Genomic DNA, 14,936 nt, shown 5'->3' with positions numbered 1-14,936 from the left:
CGACACCTGCTCCAACGGGGCCGCGTTGCTTGCGTTCCGCGCACTGCGGTGTACCTCGACCCTTGCCTTGCACCCCGGCCGAAATCCTTAACTACTCGGCCTTGATGTGACGACCGGGGAACCGGACACCCTCCTGAGCGCGCTCCATGTGAAGAGCGGTGATCACCTACCCCGAACGCGGGGACTTGGCCGCCCGTGGTGGGAAGACCTGGCCCGCCGCCCGCACCGGACCGGGGCGCGCAGGATCAGAGCTGCGCGGCGAATGCCGCGAACGCCGCCCATGCCTCGGGCGTGAAGGTGAGCCGAGGGCCGTGCTTGTCCTTGGAGTCGCGGACGAACACGGTGTCAGAAGCGATTGCAACTTCTACGCACTCGCCGCCCTCGTTGCCGCTGTAGCTGCTCTTGAACCAGGCCAGTCTCGCGGTTTCCTCGGTGCTCATCGTTCTCCCAGGATCTTCTCGATCAGGATCAAGGACTCCCTAGGCGTGAGGGCCTGGGCCCTGATGCTGCCGTACCGTGCGGCCAGCATACGGACCTCCTCCGCATCCGTGTTCAAGCGACTGACGTTCTGCACCTCGACGTACCCCATCTGCGCCCGTCCCTTGGGGGTCAGCAAGATGAACGGGCCACCCATCCCCGCGTGTTCCGGCCTGTCCATCGGCATCACCTGCAGTTCCATGCTGCGCAGTTGCCCCAGACGCAGCAGCTGCTGCAACTGACCCTCATGGACCGGCCAGCCGCCGATCGGCCGCCGCAACACCGCCTCTTCGATCACGCAGGTCACGATCGGAGCCGGCCAGCGAGTAAGGATCTCCTGTCGGGCCAGACGGGCAGCCACCCGCTGCTCGATGGTCTGCTCGTCCAACAGCGGCTTGCGCATGCCGTACAGGGCCCGCGCTCGCTCCTCTGTCTGGAGCAGTCCGGGAATGTCATGGTTGCTGTAGTAGTGAATCTCGACAGCCTCGGCCTCAAGTCGCGCGTAGTCGCGGAACCATGCCGGATGCCGTACCCGTGCTCGTGCCTTCGCCCGGGCGACGTCGTCCTTGGCGGCCTTCAACAGGCCGCCCGCACCGAGGAGTTCGTCGGCGGCGTCCAGGAACTCCGGTTGTGGGGTGCGCCGTCCGCGTTCGAGTGAGGAGATCAGATCCTCGCCGTAGGCCAGCCGTTCGCCCAGCTCACGCTGGGTCAGTCCGGCTCGTTCGCGCAGCAGTTTGACCTGGCGGCCGATCGTCCGGAACAGATCGGCCGAGCCGTCCTCGTCCTCCGGCGGTTCCGGCCGCCGCTCCACCGCGGCATCCGCGCCCGACACCGACACCCCGACCACCGCCTCGCCGACGACCCGTACGGGCCGCTCCTCGCACCGGTACGCGCGGGATGCGTACCGTGAGCCTCACTGGTCAGAGTACGACGATCCGGCCACGCTGAGTGACGTGAATCTCGAAATCGGTCACCCTCTCCCGCCCGGATGTGCGGCTTCCGCCCGCCACTTCACGGTGCTGCTCTCCGCCACCCGCCGCGGGGCCCGCCTCGCGCGCCGGCTCACCGTGCAGCAACTCGCCGAGTGGGGCGAGCTGTACGAGGCCGCCGAGCAGATCGTCGCAGAGCTCGCCGCCAACGCCGCAGTGCACGGCCGGGTGCCGGGCCGCAGCTTCCGGCTCTCCCTCTCGCTCGACCCGGGCGTCACGCTCCGCATCGCCGTGGCCGATCCCCGCCCCGAACTGCTCCCGAAACCCGGCGACTTCGGCGCTCCTGCGGGCGTGGATGCCGAGTCGGGGCGCGGTCTGCTGATCGTGGCCGCGCTCGCCGACCGCTGGGGCGTTGACCTCACCGTCCGCCCGGTGAAGACCGTCTGGGCGGAACTCGACCTCAGAGCAAGGTGATCGGAGGGTGCCTGATGCTCTGTCTGTCCTGTCGCAACTCGCGAGTGACGACCCGTCACGGCGTGCTACCTTGCGACTACGCAAACGGATTGACCCCGGCGGTGCTCGCAACACCCCGGGGCCCGGCACAGGAGCAGTACCTCCTCATGCACGTTCACTTTATCGCGCCCGCGCGCTATGTCCGCGCTTCCCACGACATCATCCGCCACCCGCGTCTGAAGGCGACGGCGAAGTCCCTCCTGCTGTGGGCGCTGTCCCTGCCTCCCGGCAGTCGGGACACGATCCTGACCATCGGTCACCGGATGCCCGAGGGGCGGGAGGCCGTCTCCGGAGCGCGCAGCCAGCTGATCGCCGAGGGCTTCCTCCACATCCGCCGGTACCAGCATCCGACCAAGGGCACCTGGGCCACCGAGGTCATGGTGACCAGCGTTCCGCTCACCGACCGGGAGGAGGTCGCCGCCGCCTGGGACGCAGCAGGCACGGAGGCCGCCGTGCCGCCGACTGACCGGAACCCGGCACTCGGCGGACAGCGCACTCGGGACGTCGGTACTTCCCCCAAGGGGAAGAACAGCGGGGAGAACACCTCCCTCCCCGCCCTGCCGCCTCCGGGGTCCGAGTCGGCCCCGGCGCCCGCTCCCGACGCGGCTGCCGCCGAGGCGGCACGCCTGCTCTGCGGGCTCGGTGCGCGCGACCGGCGCCTTCGCCTCGGCCTGGCTGAAGCGCTGGAGCTCGCACCGCTGGCCTGCGAATGGCTCGCCCGGGACAGCGGCCAGCATCGCCTCCAAGAAGCGCTGTTGACCGGTCTGCCCGACCGGGTCCATGCCCCGGCGGCGTTCCTCCGCACGCGGCTGGAGCGGAAGATGCCCGCGCCCCCGGCGCCCGTCCCGCTACCGCGAGCCCGCCAGGAGTGCCGCCGCTGCCAGGCGCCCGTACCGGGCGTACCGGGAGTACCGGGCGCCGGCGTTTGCGGCTCCTGCACCGGGCGCGGCCTGGCTCGTACCCCCGATCCGGCTTCGGTGGACCGTAACCGCCGAGGGGCTGCCCGGGCCCGTGACCTGCTGAGGGCCGCCCGCACGGCCCAGCCGGTGGGCTGTTGAGGGCAGGGCGCGGTGCGGATGGCTGCGCGCGGTGGTCACCACCCGACGGGGCCAAGGCGATCGATGAAGGTCCCGGTCGGGCCGTCGGCGTCGATCGTCGCGAGCCTGATGATCGAGCCGGTGCCCTCGGTGACCGTCAGCGTGCCGGTGTGGTTGTTCATGTCGGTGGCGGCGAACGTGCGGTTGGCGACTTCTCCGGGAGTGGCGACGTTGAACCTGATGTCCGGCAGCGCCTGCGCGTAGCGGACGGTGATCATGTTCAGCGCCGCTTTCGACGAGCTGTGGGCGAGCTCGTGCATCTTCGAGACGGGTTGCCCCGAGTCGGTCACGACCGCGAAGGCTGCGGGTGGTCGTTGCGGGGCTCTCCGGCGATTGGGGCAAGATCCTTTATGCCGGGACGGGAATAGTCTCGCGTGAGCATGGACCGAGGTGGGCAAGCTGCGTACCGTCGTCATCAGTCGGCCCGACCGGGGCCGCCGGCAAGGGGGTTCGCCATGGCAAAAAGGCCCGGGCTGACTCGACTCACGGGTACAGGCAACGGCAGCGGGTCGGGGGAGTGCGGCCAGAACGACTGCCCCAACGTCTACGCCACCGACCGAGGGTCGTTCGTGGTGCAGGGAGAGCTCTTCGACGGCTTCACTCCGCCGGACGGCGAGGGCTTGGTGGAGATTCCCGAGCATGTCCTTCGGGAGGCCATTCGTGTTCTTGGATGGTGACGAGTGGCAGGCCAAGTTCCGAGAATTCCGGACGGAGGCGTGGCGGCTTGAAACCCTGCCGGAATACCGCATGCCGCAGGAGGCCGAAGAGTTTCAACGATTTCTGGCAGGGGAGAGATTCGCGGGCCCGTTCGAGGATTATTGGACTGGCCTGATCCGCCAACGCAAAGCGGTGGGCGGAAGCGTCGGCCGAGTGCACGTCCTGTCCCGCCCGCTGTCGGACTATCTCCGCTTCGAATTCCAGCGGTACTACGCTCACAGTGCCCGAGCCGGTGAGGATATTCGAATCCTCGATGTGACCGATCGAGAGAACCCATTGCCGGGGGTTCAGGACTTCTGGATTTTTGACAGGGATACCGTAGTTCTCATGAACTACGAATCGGATGGCCGTCAGATCAGCCGGGAAGTCTACGAGGGTGACCCGGCCTCGTTCATCGACTGCCAGCGAATCGCGGTTTCGGAATCCATTCCGTTTCTGGAGTATGTGAGCAGGTTTGACCTTTGATCCTGAAGAGCTGGGTAGGAGTAAGGCTGACCTGGCGGAAATGCTGAGAGAACTGCGCAAGCGAGCCGGCCTGAGTGGGGACCGGCTCGCTCGGCGTTGTTCCATTTCTCAATCAAAAATCAGCAAGATCGAGACGGGAAGGCTCACCCCGTCTATCGTCGACGTGGAGCGCATCCTGCGGGCGCTGGAGGCCCCAGCTGCCCTGACGGCCCAGATCACAGCTCTTGCCAGGATCGCCAATACCGAGTGGCAGGATTCTCGGACGCTGCGACGGAAGGGCCTGGACAAGAAACAGGCCGAGCTGGCAGATCTTGAAAGAACCTCGAATGAGTTTCGCTTCTTCCTGCTCTCGATGATTACCGCCTTGCTCTCCACTCCCGAGTACATCAAGGCCACCCTCGATCACATCCCGGGTGACCACGGCAAGACGATCGCCAGAAAGCTGGACCGACAGGCCGTCCTGTATGACCGCTCCAAGAAGTTCACGTTCATCCTTACGGAACAAGCCGTCAGGTGGCCCCTTGTCCCCGCCCCAGCCATGGCGATACAGATCGATAGGCTCGCATCGCTGACCTATCTGCCGAGCGTGAGGCTCGGGGTGATTCCGATCGGCGGCTATCTGCCGGGTTGCCCGCTCAACACCTTCACTCTCTATGACGAACGCATAGCGACTGTGGAGACCTCTACGGGAGCCTTGGTGTTCCGCGATCATCGGGACGTGTCCAGCTATCTCGCCGAGTTTGCTTCATATGAAAGCCATGCTCTCTTCGGTGAGGCTGCGAGGGAAAAGCTGGCTGAGTGGGCCGCGTTGTGCCGCAGAGATCTTTAGTCGCTGGCAGGAATATCGTTGAATGTTTGGGAGGAATTCCCCTAGCTTGGTCATCCCACCAACCGGCCAAGACAAGGGGAGAAAATGGAAATCCTGGCGGGAACGGCATCGACCGGGACGGCTGTCACCGTGTCCATCGAGGACATCGCCGCCCCGGCCACGTTTGCTCGTTTGCCCGTCGCGCTGGCGGCGCTCTGGGAGTCCCTTCGGGCGCTGCCGTTGGGCCACACGCAGGCAGAGGCTTACCGGGACTTCCTGACCCGGCCTGACGCAGCGGAGCGAGTCCAGGAGTTCCTGGACCGTGACGGCTGCCTGATGCTGAGCTTTGCGATGAGTGGCAGGCACCACAGCGTGCGGATCGCTCCGGCGGCTCCCCGGTGAGGCTCGTGCGAGCCAGGCCTCGGTCTGTGAGTTCCTTTGTCTGTAACTTCACTACGGGGGGCGTAAGTTGGTGGCTCTCGGAGCCGACGCAGTGCAGTCATCTGAAGTCGAATGTCCCATATGCGCTGGGAGACCCATCACTTCGATGCGGCGGGCTCTGTGAAGATCAGGATCTCTGTCCACGGGCCTGCGCCCCCGGCGATCACCCCGGTCTGAAGTGCCTCCCCCGCTTACTCCCTGGGCCGTAGCCGGGCGCCAGTGTCCCCCGTCCCCAACCCGGCGCAATCCGTCGGGTCCACGTACCCCGGCACTCACCCGCCGGGTCAAGGCCCCGTGCATCTGTCCGCCTGGGTTGTCACCGGCAGGCGTACGGGGTGCCGCTCACAGATTCGAGAGAGAGGGCATTGCACAATGACCGCACGTCCTGAGTTCGAGTTCGTCACGGTCGCCTGTCGCGACCCCAAGGTGAACAACTGCCCCCAGGTCGCCCGGAACGTCCCCGGTGTGATCGCTTTGCGCGACAGCGAGCGGCCCGGTGAGATCGTCACCGTGTCGGCCGAAGCGTGGGCAGACGTGATCGCCGCTGAGGCCGTGCGACTCGGCCTGACCGCCTGAGAGGCCCCAGTGAACTGCCCGCTGTGTCAGCAGACCATCGCGTTCGATCCCGAGAGCAACATCGGGTTCTGCTTCCGCTGCGGGCAGTGGGTCACGTCGCGTGGACCGGCCGACTGCCGTGGGCCTGAGCGCGAGAGACCGAGGGCGACCCGGCAGTCGTACAGGCTACGCAATCACCACCGCTGAACCGCCCCGCCCAAGCCCCGCCCTGCTTGGGCGGGGCTTCGCCGTTCGGCCTCATGGACGTCCTGGTGCCGCTGCTTGCTACGGTCGGCCACGAAGCTCCCCATGCCAGGCGCCGTGGCAGTCAAGCCCTCGTGTTGCAGGCCGAACCGTGCGGTCAGGCTGACTGCCGAGTGCCTGGGCAGCGGCCCGACGTCGAGGCCGGCCGGGGCGGGGTGTTCGGCGGCCGCGGCTGCCAGATGCTCATCCGAAGGACCACGTCAAGGGCCTGCGGTAAACGAGACGGACGAAGTTTTTCGGGGAGGTTCTCTGCCAGTCCACGTCCCAGCCGTGACGTGCGGCGACCACTGCCACACCGGCGGCGCCGATGCCTCGGTAATAGCGCATCTCGATGTGGAAGTTCGGCTCGGTCTCCTGGTGCTTGTAGCGGTACTTGCCCGAGGCGTTCCAACGACGGTGCTGAAACTCCGTCTGCATGGCCTCGGCCGCGCGCCGCTGGATGATCCTGTCCGCCCAGGCCTCCCATTCCTGCTGGGTGCCCCGGCGTTCAAGGCGGAGCCTGCGGGGCGTCAGTGTGCGCTCGGCGAAGGGCTCCCACAGAACGCCGTGCCCGAAGACGAAGTCCAGCGCGACTATGGGGCTCCAGGGCACCTTGTACAGCCATTGAAGGGTGAACTGCAACCAGAGCCCGACAGCCGAACGCCTGGGCAGTGGTCCGGTGTCCAGGCCTTGTGGTGCGGAGGCGTACGAGTTGCTCATCCGAAGGCCTCCGTGATCCGGGATGCGGCGGCTGACGGGACGGCCGGAGTGGCGCCCGGTGCATCGCTCGGACGCCCGAAGTACACACTGTCCGCGATCTGCGCCAGCATGGTCACGTACGTGGGGAACTCCGGCAGGGACGGTGTGCTGATCCGCATCACGAGCAGCGTGTCCGCGCCCTGGACGGGGATGTACACCTCCGCCTGGGCGAGTTCGAGCGTGGCGGGCGCCCCGGCCTCCTGACCGAACTCGCACACCTGGCCGTGGACGACCACCACTGCGGGCCCGCAGTGGACGTCGGTCCGGAACACCTCCTGATCCGGGTCAGCCGACAGCATCTCGACCAGGGAGGCTGCGGCGATCCCGGCGTCCGAGGTGTCGATCTTCTCGGCCTGGATGACCAGGTTCGCGGTGGCGAGCCGGTCGTCGTCGGTGCGGAAGTAGTTGATGCCCGCGTACAGCACGCCGTCCTCCAGCGCGCCCTCGGCGATCTCCGCGTACCAGGCGGCGACCGTCGTCCGCTGGTAGTCGGTGCCGCCGGCCCAGATCTCGGAGGCGATCTCCGCGTGGTGCGCGGCGCGCTGCTCCTCGGACATCTCGAGCCCGAGGGAGTGGAACCAGATCGGGACCTCGAAGCGGACGTCCACATCGTCGTCGGCGTACAGCGGATCGACGGGAACCGCCTGCGCGGGCACCTCCGCAGCAGCCGTCGCGGAGGGGTCGGGCGTGAACGGATCGGTCATGCCGGGCTCCCCGAAAGCTCGTTCTTCAGCTCAGGCGCGTGCAGTCCCAGACCGATGCCCTTGACACCGATCTGCGTGCCACGAGACCACCAGGACTTCGGGTCGAGCACCTTCTGGACGACGGCCTTGGCCTCGTCGCCCTTCCCCACAACCTTCGTAACGACGTTGCCCTCCTCGTCCAACTTGGGAACGATGTCTGCTGCGAGGCTCGGAAACTTACTCAACCCCTTCAGAGGAATTTTGGTGACCCCTGCCGAGATGCTCTTGTGCATGAACGAGCCCGCCTCGCCCGCCTTGACGAAGGCCTTGCCCGCCGTGGAGAGCTTTGAGGCGGTACTCAAGACCTCACCTGCCTCCGTCGCCGCCTTGACGCCCACCCGTACGGCACCAATCGCCTTGGCGCCAGCAGTCAGCCCCGGCACCGCGCCGATGCCGTCCATCACGAGGGTCGTCATACTGATGTTCGCCCCGCCGAGTTTCGCCAGGCCGTGCGCGCCGAGGGCGACCGCCGACGCGCCGGCCGCGGCGCCGCCGAGGGCGGCGGACAGCGGGGGGCACCACATCGTCGCGAGCGCGGCGATGCCCAGGACGGCCGAGGCGGCGCCCGCGACGTCGCCGATCTTCTTCAGCAGAGCGGCGTGCTTGTGCGCCCAGTTCTTGATGCCGTGGCCGATCGCCTTGAAGCCGTCGCCGAGCTTGCTCCACATGCTCTTGTGCGGAAGATTGTGGTCGGCCTTGCGCAGCGCCTTCGCGGTCTTCTCCGCGTCGTCGTGGTGGTGGTGCAGCAGCTCCTTGGCCTGCTTGACGAGGTGGTGGAGTTCCTCCTCCAGCTGGTGCAGCTCCGCCTTCGCCGCCTGCAACTCGCCGTCGGCCACGTGCAGTCGGTTCGAGGCCTCCATGATGGCGCTGTTGGCGGCCTCCAGCGCCTGGGCGTTGGCCTGGTACGAGCCGATCAGTTGAAGGGCCGGATCTCCGGCGGCCTGGTCGTAGCGGTTGGTCGCCTCGCCCTTGCGCGCCTCGGCCTCCTGGATGCGGCGCTTGAGCTCCTCCGCATCCGCCTCGTACCGCTTGGCCGTGTCCTGGTAGTGCGCCAGCGCTGAACTCCAGGAGGCCAGCTGGGTCGACGCACCCTTCAGCGCGTCCACACCCTGCTGCAGGTGCTTGGGCAGCTCGCCGGCCTTCTTCGAGAACGCGTTGGCGGCGTCGCCCTGCCAGCTGCCGCTGCCGCTCGCGAGCGACGTCAGCGTGTTGTGGGCGTTCTCCATCGCGTTGGACGCCGAGTTGAGCTGGTCCACCAGGGCGTTCACGCCGCCCACGTTGCCCGGGGCCGGGTTGAAGCCGAGCGCCGGGTACTCCGCGTCGTCGCTCATGCGGCAGCCCCCGGCCGGAGCGCCCCGGCGATGCCCTGCTCGGACTCCGCGTAGTTCTTGCGGACCTCGTCCAGTCCGGTCGCGATCTGCTCAGTGCCCTCGGCGAGCATCTTGATCTCGTCGCCCCAGCTGTTCTGGAAGTCGTTGCAGGCGTGGTCGAGCGCCTTGCTGCCGGTCGTCTTCGGGCCGGTGTCACGCATCGCGTTCAGTGCGGTGTTCAACTCCTGCTGGCTCTGCACTAGTTGCCGCAGCAGGCGGTCGAGATCGCTGATCTCGACGCGGAAGAAGTCCCCCATTGGCCTACAAGCCCCCGTAATCCGTGATCCAATAGTTGATCAAATGATAGGCGGATCACAGGGGGGCCAAAGGCGTGGCTCACGGACTCTCACCGCAGCCTGGTGATCGGTACCGTCGGCGGACGGCGGGACCGGCGCGAGGTATCCGCCGCCGGTACCCGCAGGCTGACGTGTGTACCGAGCCCATGAGCCGTTACGCTTCCTGCCCGAACGATAGCTTGAGGCCAGGTGGGGACCATGCGTTGGCGTGACAGCGAGGGGAACAAGTGGTGGGTCCGGCAGGATCGCCTGGCATGGCGGGGGCTGGTGCGGCCGAACGTCGTCTGGAAGCTGGTGCCGGACAGCAGCGATGACACGATCACCGGACTGGTGGTAATCCTCGTCACGCCGGTGTTCCTCGTACTCGGGATCATCTGGCTGGCCGAGTTGGCGCTGCGGCTGGCGGCCACACCCGTGGTCGCGGTGCTGCGCGCGACGGAGGTGGTGCCGTACCGGGTGGACCTGCTGCGGAACAGCGACGTGATGCGCAGCTATGAACCGCGCGGCCGGGTCCAGCTGCGGGAGCTGTGGACGAGCCTGTCCCAGTGGTCGGCGCAGCCCGGGGTCAGGCCGGGCAACCTCTAGTCAGTCAACGGCTCGGTGACACAGCCTCGTTCTCGCGGCGGCCGGGCCCCGGCTGCTCAGCCGGCCGAGGGGGAGAGGTCGCCGAGCAGGTCGGTGGCGATCCGTCCGGTCCGTTCGCGCTGGGGGAAGGCGCCGGGACTCGGGCGAGCTCCTTCGCGGTGCGCTGACGTCGGCACCGGGCCTATGACCGGCTACGCTTCCGGTCCGAGCAGTGCGGCTCCTGGCGACGACGAGGATCCCTAACAGGCCCCTGTCGTCCAGGACGGTGGCGCTCCTCGTTTCCTTGAGCAGGCGTTGGCGGCCGTGCTCGTGAAAGCGTGAGGCTGGGGTGGGACCATGCGTTGGCGTGACTTTGAGGGAACCGGTTGGCGGATTCGGCAGCGTCGCCTGGCCTGGCGGCGGCTGGTACGGCCAGGCATCGCCTATGCGTGGATCCCGGAGAACATCGACGGCGTTGGCACGATCCGCGAGCTGCTGGCGATTCTCCCCATCTCCGAGGTCCTGACGGTTCTCGCCACACCGGTGTTCCTCGTGCTCGGGATATTCTGGCTGGTCGAGTTGATGCTGCGTCTGCTGGCCACGCCGGTCGTCTCGGTGCTGCGCGCGATGGAGGTGGTGCCGTACGACGTGGAACTGCTCCGGAACGGCCACGTGGTGGGTAGCTATGAACCGCGCGGTCGTCTTCAGCTGCAACAGCTGCGGATGAGCCTGTCCCAGGGGGCAGGGCAGCCCGGGAGCCGGGTGGTGAACCCCGTGTCAACGGGCCTGTGACGGTTGGTGCCACACCCGAGGAACGGTTTGGGGGGCGACGTCTGACGAGTGGGGCGACCGCCACCACCGGCAAGGGACTTGAACTGTTCGTTGCGCGGCCGACCATCCGAGTCGATTCGTTGAGCAACGGGATCCGGCCGCGGACGTGGCGTGCGGCCGGGTCGTCACCCGCTCCGGTGGCGGCCGGGCCGTACGCCCACAGCACCCTGCTTCTGTGATCCCCAGTGAGGCCGTTGGCCCCTGGCTCGTTCTCCGGGCGGCCGGGCCCGGACTGCTCAGCCCGCCGAGGGGGAGAGGCCGCCGAGCAGGTCGGTGGCGATCCGTCCGGTCCGTTCGCGCTGGGGGAAGGCGCCGACCGGGACTCGGGCGAGTTCCTTCGCGGTGCGGTAGTCGATCACCGAGACGGCGTCGGCCTTGCTGAGCGAGACGAAGCAGAGCGTGCCGTCGGCGCTGCTGGTGCCCCAGTAGGGGAGGCTGCCCGTGGGGTAGTCGACCGTCCCGCGGGTGCCGAGGTCGGCGGTGGAGACGATCGCGGTGTAGTCGTTGATGGTGCCGACGTCGCACAGGCTCGCGCCGTCGCCGGAGAGGGCGAGGCCGTGGTGCGCCGAGTTCTGCGGGTAGCTGTCGGGGGAGAGGGCCGCGCCGGCCTGGCTGTAGGGCATCTGCACGGTGACCACCGAGCCGGTGGACAGGTCGTACCTGGCGAAGCCGTTGAGGTAGGACAGGTCGGTGTACATGGTCCGGCCGTCGGCCTCGATCGTGTTGGGGCGGATGCCGTGCGGGAACTTCCAGGTCTGCACGACCTGCAGGGTGGCCGCGTCGACCTTGGTGAGCTGGAAGCTTCCCTTGGCCCACTCCATCGCCTGCGGGAACGAGGTGATGCCGATGCTGGAGTTGTAGATGTACTTCCCGTCCGGGGAGTAGTCGTTCTGGTGCGGGTAGGTGCCGGTCGGGAAGGAGCCGACCGCGTCGCCGGTCGCGGTGTCGAGCACCTCGGCCTTCTGCGCGGTGGTCGCGGACACGACGTAGCGGCGGCCGTCGGGCGAGAGCGCGGCGTGGTCGGCCTTGAAGCCGTCCAGCCGGGTGCGCCAGAGCTGGGCGCCGGTGGCGATGTCGAAGGCGGCGACGTCGTCCAGGTTGCCGCGGGACACGTACAGCCGGCGGCCGTCGGGCGAGAGCGTCGCGTCGTCCACCCAGCGGTTGCCGCCCTCGATCGAGGTGACGGTCTGGAAGCCGATCCACTGGATGGGATCCATGCCGGAGATCCGCTGCTGGGCGTCGGCGGTGACGTTCAGCGAACCGAGGTTCCGGAAGGTGTGGGCGTCGAGGAAACTCACCGTGCCGGCCTGGCTGTTGCCGACCACCAGGACGTCCAGCAGGCCGGCGTCGGCGCTGCCGGCCGCTGCGGGTGAGGCGGGGAGCACGAGCGCGCCGGCCAGGGCGGTGGCGGCCGTGGCGACGGAGACGGAGCGGGACAGGTGCCGAACGGCCTTGCCGGGGACGTGCTTTCTGCTCATCCGATCTCCCGGGGCGCGGTGCGTGGAAGGGACGACGCTCGGTGACGGTGCTGAGGCTGAAGGTGGTGAGGCTGGCGGTGCCGAGGCTGAAGGTGCTGACGCTGGCGGTGCCGAGGCTGGTGCCGAGGCCGATCCGAGAAGAAGCGCGCGTTCGGATTCGGCTACTCGACGGTACTGAGCGGCTGCGGGCCCGACAAGACTGCTGCGGGCGGGAGTTGGTCGGACCGCCGATTGCCGACCCGGTCTTCCACCACGCGTCCGGATGCGGCGTCAGGCGGAAATTCCGGTGCCCCGTCCGGGCACGGTCCTCTACGCTCGCCACGAACGCGCGCTGCCGGTAAGTCGCAGTGCGCGCCGTGACGAGTGAGGGGAGCCAGGCCGTGCGTGACCGCATCGACGCCGCCGCTTCCCTTTCGCGTTACGAGGTGATCCTGGTGTCCTCGTCCGCCCGGTGCCCGCTGCGCGGCCGGCACCGGCTGTCCGTGACGAACGCCTGAGGCCGGCCGACCCGTTGTGGGGCCGGCCCGCCCGGTGAGGCCGACTCGGCCGGCCGGGCGCTCGTGGGCCTGGAGCCACGCCGTCTTCGTCCGGGAATCGCGCAGTCCTGACCGGGATCACCCTGAAAGGCCACAGGCCATGCGCACCGACCAGCACCGTCAGCCCGCCACCGCCATGAGCGGTATCCGCAACCTGGGCATCCTCGCCCACGTGGATGCCGGCAAGACCACCGTCACCGAACGGATCCTGTACACCACCGGCGCGGTCCACAAGCGGGGCGAGGTCCATGACGGCACGACCGTCACCGACTTCGACTCCCAGGAGCGGGATCGCGGGATCACCATCTTCGCCGCGGCGGTGAGCTGCTCGTGGGACGGCCATCGGATCAATCTGATCGACACCCCGGGCCATGTGGACTTCTCCGACGAGGTGGAGCGCTCGCTGCGGGTCCTCGACGGTGCGGTGGCGGTGTTCGACGCCGTCGCGGGCGTCGAACCGCAGAGCGAGTCGGTGTGGCGGCAGGCCGACCGGCACGGGGTGCCGCGGATCGCGTTCGTCAACAAGCTGGACCGGGCCGGTGCCGACCTGGACGCGGCGGTCGCCTCGATCCGGGAGCGGCTGCACGCGGCTCCGCTGGTGGTCCAGCTGCCGATCGGGCGGGAGGACGGCTTCACCGGGGTGGTGGACCTGCTGCGGATGCGGTCGTTCACCTGGGCCGACGGATGCGACTCGGCCGAGGAGGGCCCGGTGCCCGAAGACCTGGGGGAGGAGGCGCAGCAGCGCCGCCGGCTGCTGGAGGAAGCGGTGGCGGAACTCCACCCGGTCGCGTTGGAGGAGTTCTGCACGAGGGCGACTCTCTCGGCGCGGACACTGGCCGGTGCGCTGCGCGACCTGACCCGCACCGGTGAGGGCGTGGTGGTGCTGTGCGGTTCGGCCTACCGCAACCGCGGGATCGAGCCGCTGCTGGAGGCGGTCGTGGACTACCTCCCCTCGCCGTCGGACGTGCCCGCGGTACGCGGCACCCTGGACGGCGCGGTGCAGGAGCGGGCGGCCGACGCGGCGGCGCCGTTCTCGGCGCTGGTGTTCAAGGTCAACTCGACGGGCACGGGGCGGCTGACCTACCTGCGGGTGTACTCGGGGACGATCGAGAAGGGTGGCGTGGTGTTGCACGCTGGCACGGGACGCACCGAGCGGATCGGCCGGATCCTGCGGGTGCAGGCCGACCGGCACGCGGAGGTGGACCGGGCGGTGGCCGGGGACATCGTCGCGGTGGTCGGACTGAAGACCGCCTGCGCCGGGACCACCCTGTGCGCACCCTCGGCACCCTTGGTCCTCGAGCCGCCGATGGCGGCCGACCCGGTCGTCTCCGCGGCCGTGGAGGCTCGCAGGAGCACCGACTCCGACCGGCTGGCGGCGGCGCTGGCACGGCTGGTCGAGGAGGATCCCTCGCTCGCGGTCCGCACCGACCCCGAAACCGGCCAGACGGTGCTGTCGGGGATGGGTGAGCTGCACCTGGAGGTCGCGGTGGAGAAGATCCGCCGTGCCCACGGACTGGAGGTCAACGTCGGCCGCCCGCAGGTGGCCTACCGGGAGACCGTCGCCCGCGGCGTGTCCGGCTCGGTGTTCCGGCACGTCAAACAGGAAGGAGGAGCAGGCCAGTTCGCCCACGTCGTCCTCGACGTGGAACCGCTGGAGGCCGGCCCGGACGGGGTGGGCGACGGTGGACCCGAGCGCTTCGCCTTCCGGTCCACGGTGGTCGGCGGACGGGTGCCGAAGGAGTACGTGCAAGCCGTTGAGGCCGGCTGCCGGGAAGCCCTGACCGAGGGCCCCCTCGACGGACACCCCGTCACCGGGCTGCGGGTCACCCTGACCGACGGAGCCACCCATCCCAAGGACTCCTCGGAGGTGGCGTTCCGGACGGCCGGCCGCCTAGCGCTCCGCGCGGCGCTGCAGGCCTGCGTGATGACGCTGCTGGAACCGGTGGTCGAGGTCACGGTCACGGTGCCGGGCGACGCGGTGGGCGCGGTGCTGGGTGACCTCGCGGCACGGCGCGGCCGAGCACCGCCGAGTGGAGCGGAGTGGCGCAGTCCTGGCAGTCCCGGATCGACCAGCAGATCGCCGAACTGGAGCAGCTGAAGGTCAAGTTGACCGG

At 68.6% G+C, this 14,936-nt stretch carries 18 protein-coding genes; 10 read left to right on the top strand and 8 right to left on the bottom strand.

Annotated elements, in window-relative coordinates; translation table 11 throughout:
• Positions 1 to 245 precede the first annotated feature (245 nt).
• Both ACWDAK_RS38485 and ACWDAK_RS38480 read right to left on the bottom strand, forming a co-directional pair.
• Positions 246 to 440 carry a DUF397 domain-containing protein gene (locus ACWDAK_RS38485; RefSeq protein WP_427395160.1) on the bottom strand — a complete coding sequence of 65 codons (195 nt, stop codon included), beginning with the start codon at positions 438 to 440 and terminating at the stop codon, positions 246 to 248.
• Entirely contained in the window at positions 437 to 1,309 is an 873-nt protein-coding gene (locus ACWDAK_RS38480; protein WP_427395186.1) for a helix-turn-helix domain-containing protein, read from the bottom strand. The genes ACWDAK_RS38485 and ACWDAK_RS38480 overlap by 4 nt, the downstream gene beginning before the upstream one ends.
• A 121-nt stretch (positions 1,310 to 1,430) precedes the next feature.
• Here ACWDAK_RS38480 and ACWDAK_RS38475 point away from each other — a divergent pair, with 121 nt between their 5' ends.
• Positions 1,431 to 1,880 carry an ATP-binding protein gene (locus tag ACWDAK_RS38475; RefSeq protein ID WP_427395161.1) on the top strand — a complete coding sequence of 150 codons (450 nt, stop codon included), beginning with the start codon at positions 1,431 to 1,433 and terminating at the stop codon, positions 1,878 to 1,880.
• A gap of 146 nt (positions 1,881 to 2,026) precedes the next feature.
• Positions 2,027 to 2,977, top strand: a complete 951-nt coding sequence (locus tag ACWDAK_RS38470) for a hypothetical protein (protein WP_427395162.1) — start codon at positions 2,027 to 2,029, stop codon at positions 2,975 to 2,977.
• Between the two features lie 35 nt (positions 2,978 to 3,012).
• On the opposite strand, the gene ACWDAK_RS38465 is transcribed toward ACWDAK_RS38470, so the two are convergent.
• A complete protein-coding gene (locus ACWDAK_RS38465; protein ID WP_427395163.1) occupies positions 3,013 to 3,306 on the bottom strand; it encodes a Rossmann-fold NAD(P)-binding domain-containing protein in 294 nt (97 codons plus the stop codon).
• Positions 3,307 to 3,471: 165 nt separating this feature from the next.
• On the opposite strand from ACWDAK_RS38465, the gene ACWDAK_RS38460 reads away from it, so the two are divergent.
• The 5 genes from ACWDAK_RS38460 to ACWDAK_RS38440 all read left to right on the top strand — a co-directional run bounded on the left by ACWDAK_RS38460 (position 3,472) and on the right by ACWDAK_RS38440 (position 6,023).
• Entirely contained in the window at positions 3,472 to 3,693 is a 222-nt protein-coding gene (locus ACWDAK_RS38460; RefSeq protein ID WP_344635834.1) for a hypothetical protein, read from the top strand.
• Positions 3,677 to 4,198 carry a DUF6879 family protein gene (locus ACWDAK_RS38455; protein ID WP_427395164.1) on the top strand — a complete coding sequence of 174 codons (522 nt, stop codon included), beginning with the start codon at positions 3,677 to 3,679 and terminating at the stop codon, positions 4,196 to 4,198. The genes ACWDAK_RS38460 and ACWDAK_RS38455 overlap by 17 nt, the downstream gene beginning before the upstream one ends.
• Positions 4,188 to 5,027 (top strand): helix-turn-helix domain-containing protein, encoded by an 840-nt coding sequence (locus tag ACWDAK_RS38450; RefSeq protein ID WP_427395165.1) that lies wholly within the window; start codon positions 4,188 to 4,190, stop codon positions 5,025 to 5,027. Before ACWDAK_RS38455 ends, ACWDAK_RS38450 begins: the two co-directional genes overlap by 11 nt.
• 84 nt (positions 5,028 to 5,111) lie before the next feature.
• Positions 5,112 to 5,408, top strand: coding sequence for a hypothetical protein (locus ACWDAK_RS38445; protein ID WP_344635831.1), 297 nt, complete (start codon positions 5,112 to 5,114; stop codon positions 5,406 to 5,408).
• A 411-nt stretch (positions 5,409 to 5,819) separates the two neighbouring features.
• Positions 5,820 to 6,023: a DUF397 domain-containing protein gene (locus ACWDAK_RS38440; protein ID WP_344635830.1), complete on the top strand. Its 204-nt coding sequence runs from the start codon at positions 5,820 to 5,822 to the stop codon at positions 6,021 to 6,023.
• Positions 6,024 to 6,449: 426 nt separating this feature from the next.
• On the opposite strand, the gene ACWDAK_RS38435 is transcribed toward ACWDAK_RS38440, so the two are convergent.
• Genes ACWDAK_RS38435 through ACWDAK_RS38420 form a run of 4 tightly spaced genes read right to left on the bottom strand, consistent with a single transcriptional unit; the run spans position 6,450 to position 9,374 of the window.
• Positions 6,450 to 6,965 carry a hypothetical protein gene (locus tag ACWDAK_RS38435; protein WP_344635829.1) on the bottom strand — a complete coding sequence of 172 codons (516 nt, stop codon included), beginning with the start codon at positions 6,963 to 6,965 and terminating at the stop codon, positions 6,450 to 6,452.
• Complete coding sequence (locus ACWDAK_RS38430; RefSeq protein ID WP_344635828.1) at positions 6,962 to 7,708, bottom strand: hypothetical protein; 747 nt, start codon at positions 7,706 to 7,708, stop codon at positions 6,962 to 6,964. The genes ACWDAK_RS38435 and ACWDAK_RS38430 overlap by 4 nt, the downstream gene beginning before the upstream one ends.
• Positions 7,705 to 9,078: a hypothetical protein gene (locus ACWDAK_RS38425; RefSeq protein ID WP_427395166.1), complete on the bottom strand. Its 1,374-nt coding sequence runs from the start codon at positions 9,076 to 9,078 to the stop codon at positions 7,705 to 7,707. The genes ACWDAK_RS38430 and ACWDAK_RS38425 overlap by 4 nt, the downstream gene beginning before the upstream one ends.
• The gene (locus ACWDAK_RS38420) at positions 9,075 to 9,374 is read right to left on the bottom strand and encodes a hypothetical protein (RefSeq protein WP_344635826.1); all 300 of its coding nucleotides are present in this window, start codon (positions 9,372 to 9,374) and stop codon (positions 9,075 to 9,077) included. Before ACWDAK_RS38420 ends, ACWDAK_RS38425 begins: the two co-directional genes overlap by 4 nt.
• A 237-nt stretch (positions 9,375 to 9,611) precedes the next feature.
• Here ACWDAK_RS38420 and ACWDAK_RS38415 point away from each other — a divergent pair, with 237 nt between their 5' ends.
• Positions 9,612 to 9,998 (top strand): hypothetical protein, encoded by a 387-nt coding sequence (locus ACWDAK_RS38415; RefSeq protein ID WP_344635825.1) that lies wholly within the window; start codon positions 9,612 to 9,614, stop codon positions 9,996 to 9,998.
• Positions 9,999 to 10,334: 336 nt separating this feature from the next.
• Positions 10,335 to 10,769 (top strand): hypothetical protein, encoded by a 435-nt coding sequence (locus ACWDAK_RS38410; RefSeq protein WP_344635824.1) that lies wholly within the window; start codon positions 10,335 to 10,337, stop codon positions 10,767 to 10,769.
• Between the two features lie 275 nt (positions 10,770 to 11,044).
• Here ACWDAK_RS38410 and ACWDAK_RS38405 read toward each other — a convergent pair whose 3' ends face one another.
• Positions 11,045 to 12,286 carry a YncE family protein gene (locus ACWDAK_RS38405; protein ID WP_427395167.1) on the bottom strand — a complete coding sequence of 414 codons (1,242 nt, stop codon included), beginning with the start codon at positions 12,284 to 12,286 and terminating at the stop codon, positions 11,045 to 11,047.
• 636 nt (positions 12,287 to 12,922) lie between these two features.
• On the opposite strand from ACWDAK_RS38405, the gene fusA reads away from it, so the two are divergent.
• On the top strand, positions 12,923 to 14,920 hold the full coding sequence (gene fusA / locus ACWDAK_RS38400) for an elongation factor G (RefSeq protein ID WP_449806557.1): 1,998 nt from the start codon (positions 12,923 to 12,925) through the stop codon (positions 14,918 to 14,920).
• The last annotated feature ends 16 nt before the right edge of the window (positions 14,921 to 14,936 follow it).

It is taken from the genome of Kitasatospora sp. NPDC001175, assembly GCF_053598215.1.
The sequence above is the reverse complement of the archived record's forward strand: the minus strand, read 5'-3'. Positions and strand labels throughout refer to the sequence as shown.

What these genes read in the sequence shown, in the direction of transcription:
- ACWDAK_RS38440 (WP_344635830.1), top strand. Translation starts at nt 5,820, where the DNA reads ATGACCGCACGTCCTGAGTTCGAGTTCGTCACGGTCGCCTGTCGCGAC.
- ACWDAK_RS38445 (WP_344635831.1), top strand. Translation starts at nt 5,112, where the DNA reads ATGGAAATCCTGGCGGGAACGGCATCGACCGGGACGGCTGTCACCGTG.
- ACWDAK_RS38415 (WP_344635825.1), top strand. Translation starts at nt 9,612, where the DNA reads ATGCGTTGGCGTGACAGCGAGGGGAACAAGTGGTGGGTCCGGCAGGAT.
- ACWDAK_RS38435 (WP_344635829.1), bottom strand. Translation starts at nt 6,965, where the DNA reads ATGAGCAACTCGTACGCCTCCGCACCACAAGGCCTGGACACCGGACCA.
- fusA (WP_449806557.1), top strand. Translation starts at nt 12,923, where the DNA reads ATGCGCACCGACCAGCACCGTCAGCCCGCCACCGCCATGAGCGGTATC.
- ACWDAK_RS38430 (WP_344635828.1), bottom strand. Translation starts at nt 7,708, where the DNA reads ATGACCGATCCGTTCACGCCCGACCCCTCCGCGACGGCTGCTGCGGAG.
- ACWDAK_RS38425 (WP_427395166.1), bottom strand. Translation starts at nt 9,078, where the DNA reads ATGAGCGACGACGCGGAGTACCCGGCGCTCGGCTTCAACCCGGCCCCG.
- ACWDAK_RS38460 (WP_344635834.1), top strand. Translation starts at nt 3,472, where the DNA reads ATGGCAAAAAGGCCCGGGCTGACTCGACTCACGGGTACAGGCAACGGC.
- ACWDAK_RS38410 (WP_344635824.1), top strand. Translation starts at nt 10,335, where the DNA reads ATGCGTTGGCGTGACTTTGAGGGAACCGGTTGGCGGATTCGGCAGCGT.
- ACWDAK_RS38485 (WP_427395160.1), bottom strand. Translation starts at nt 440, where the DNA reads ATGAGCACCGAGGAAACCGCGAGACTGGCCTGGTTCAAGAGCAGCTAC.
- ACWDAK_RS38405 (WP_427395167.1), bottom strand. Translation starts at nt 12,286, where the DNA reads ATGAGCAGAAAGCACGTCCCCGGCAAGGCCGTTCGGCACCTGTCCCGC.
- ACWDAK_RS38470 (WP_427395162.1), top strand. Translation starts at nt 2,027, where the DNA reads ATGCACGTTCACTTTATCGCGCCCGCGCGCTATGTCCGCGCTTCCCAC.
- ACWDAK_RS38420 (WP_344635826.1), bottom strand. Translation starts at nt 9,374, where the DNA reads ATGGGGGACTTCTTCCGCGTCGAGATCAGCGATCTCGACCGCCTGCTG.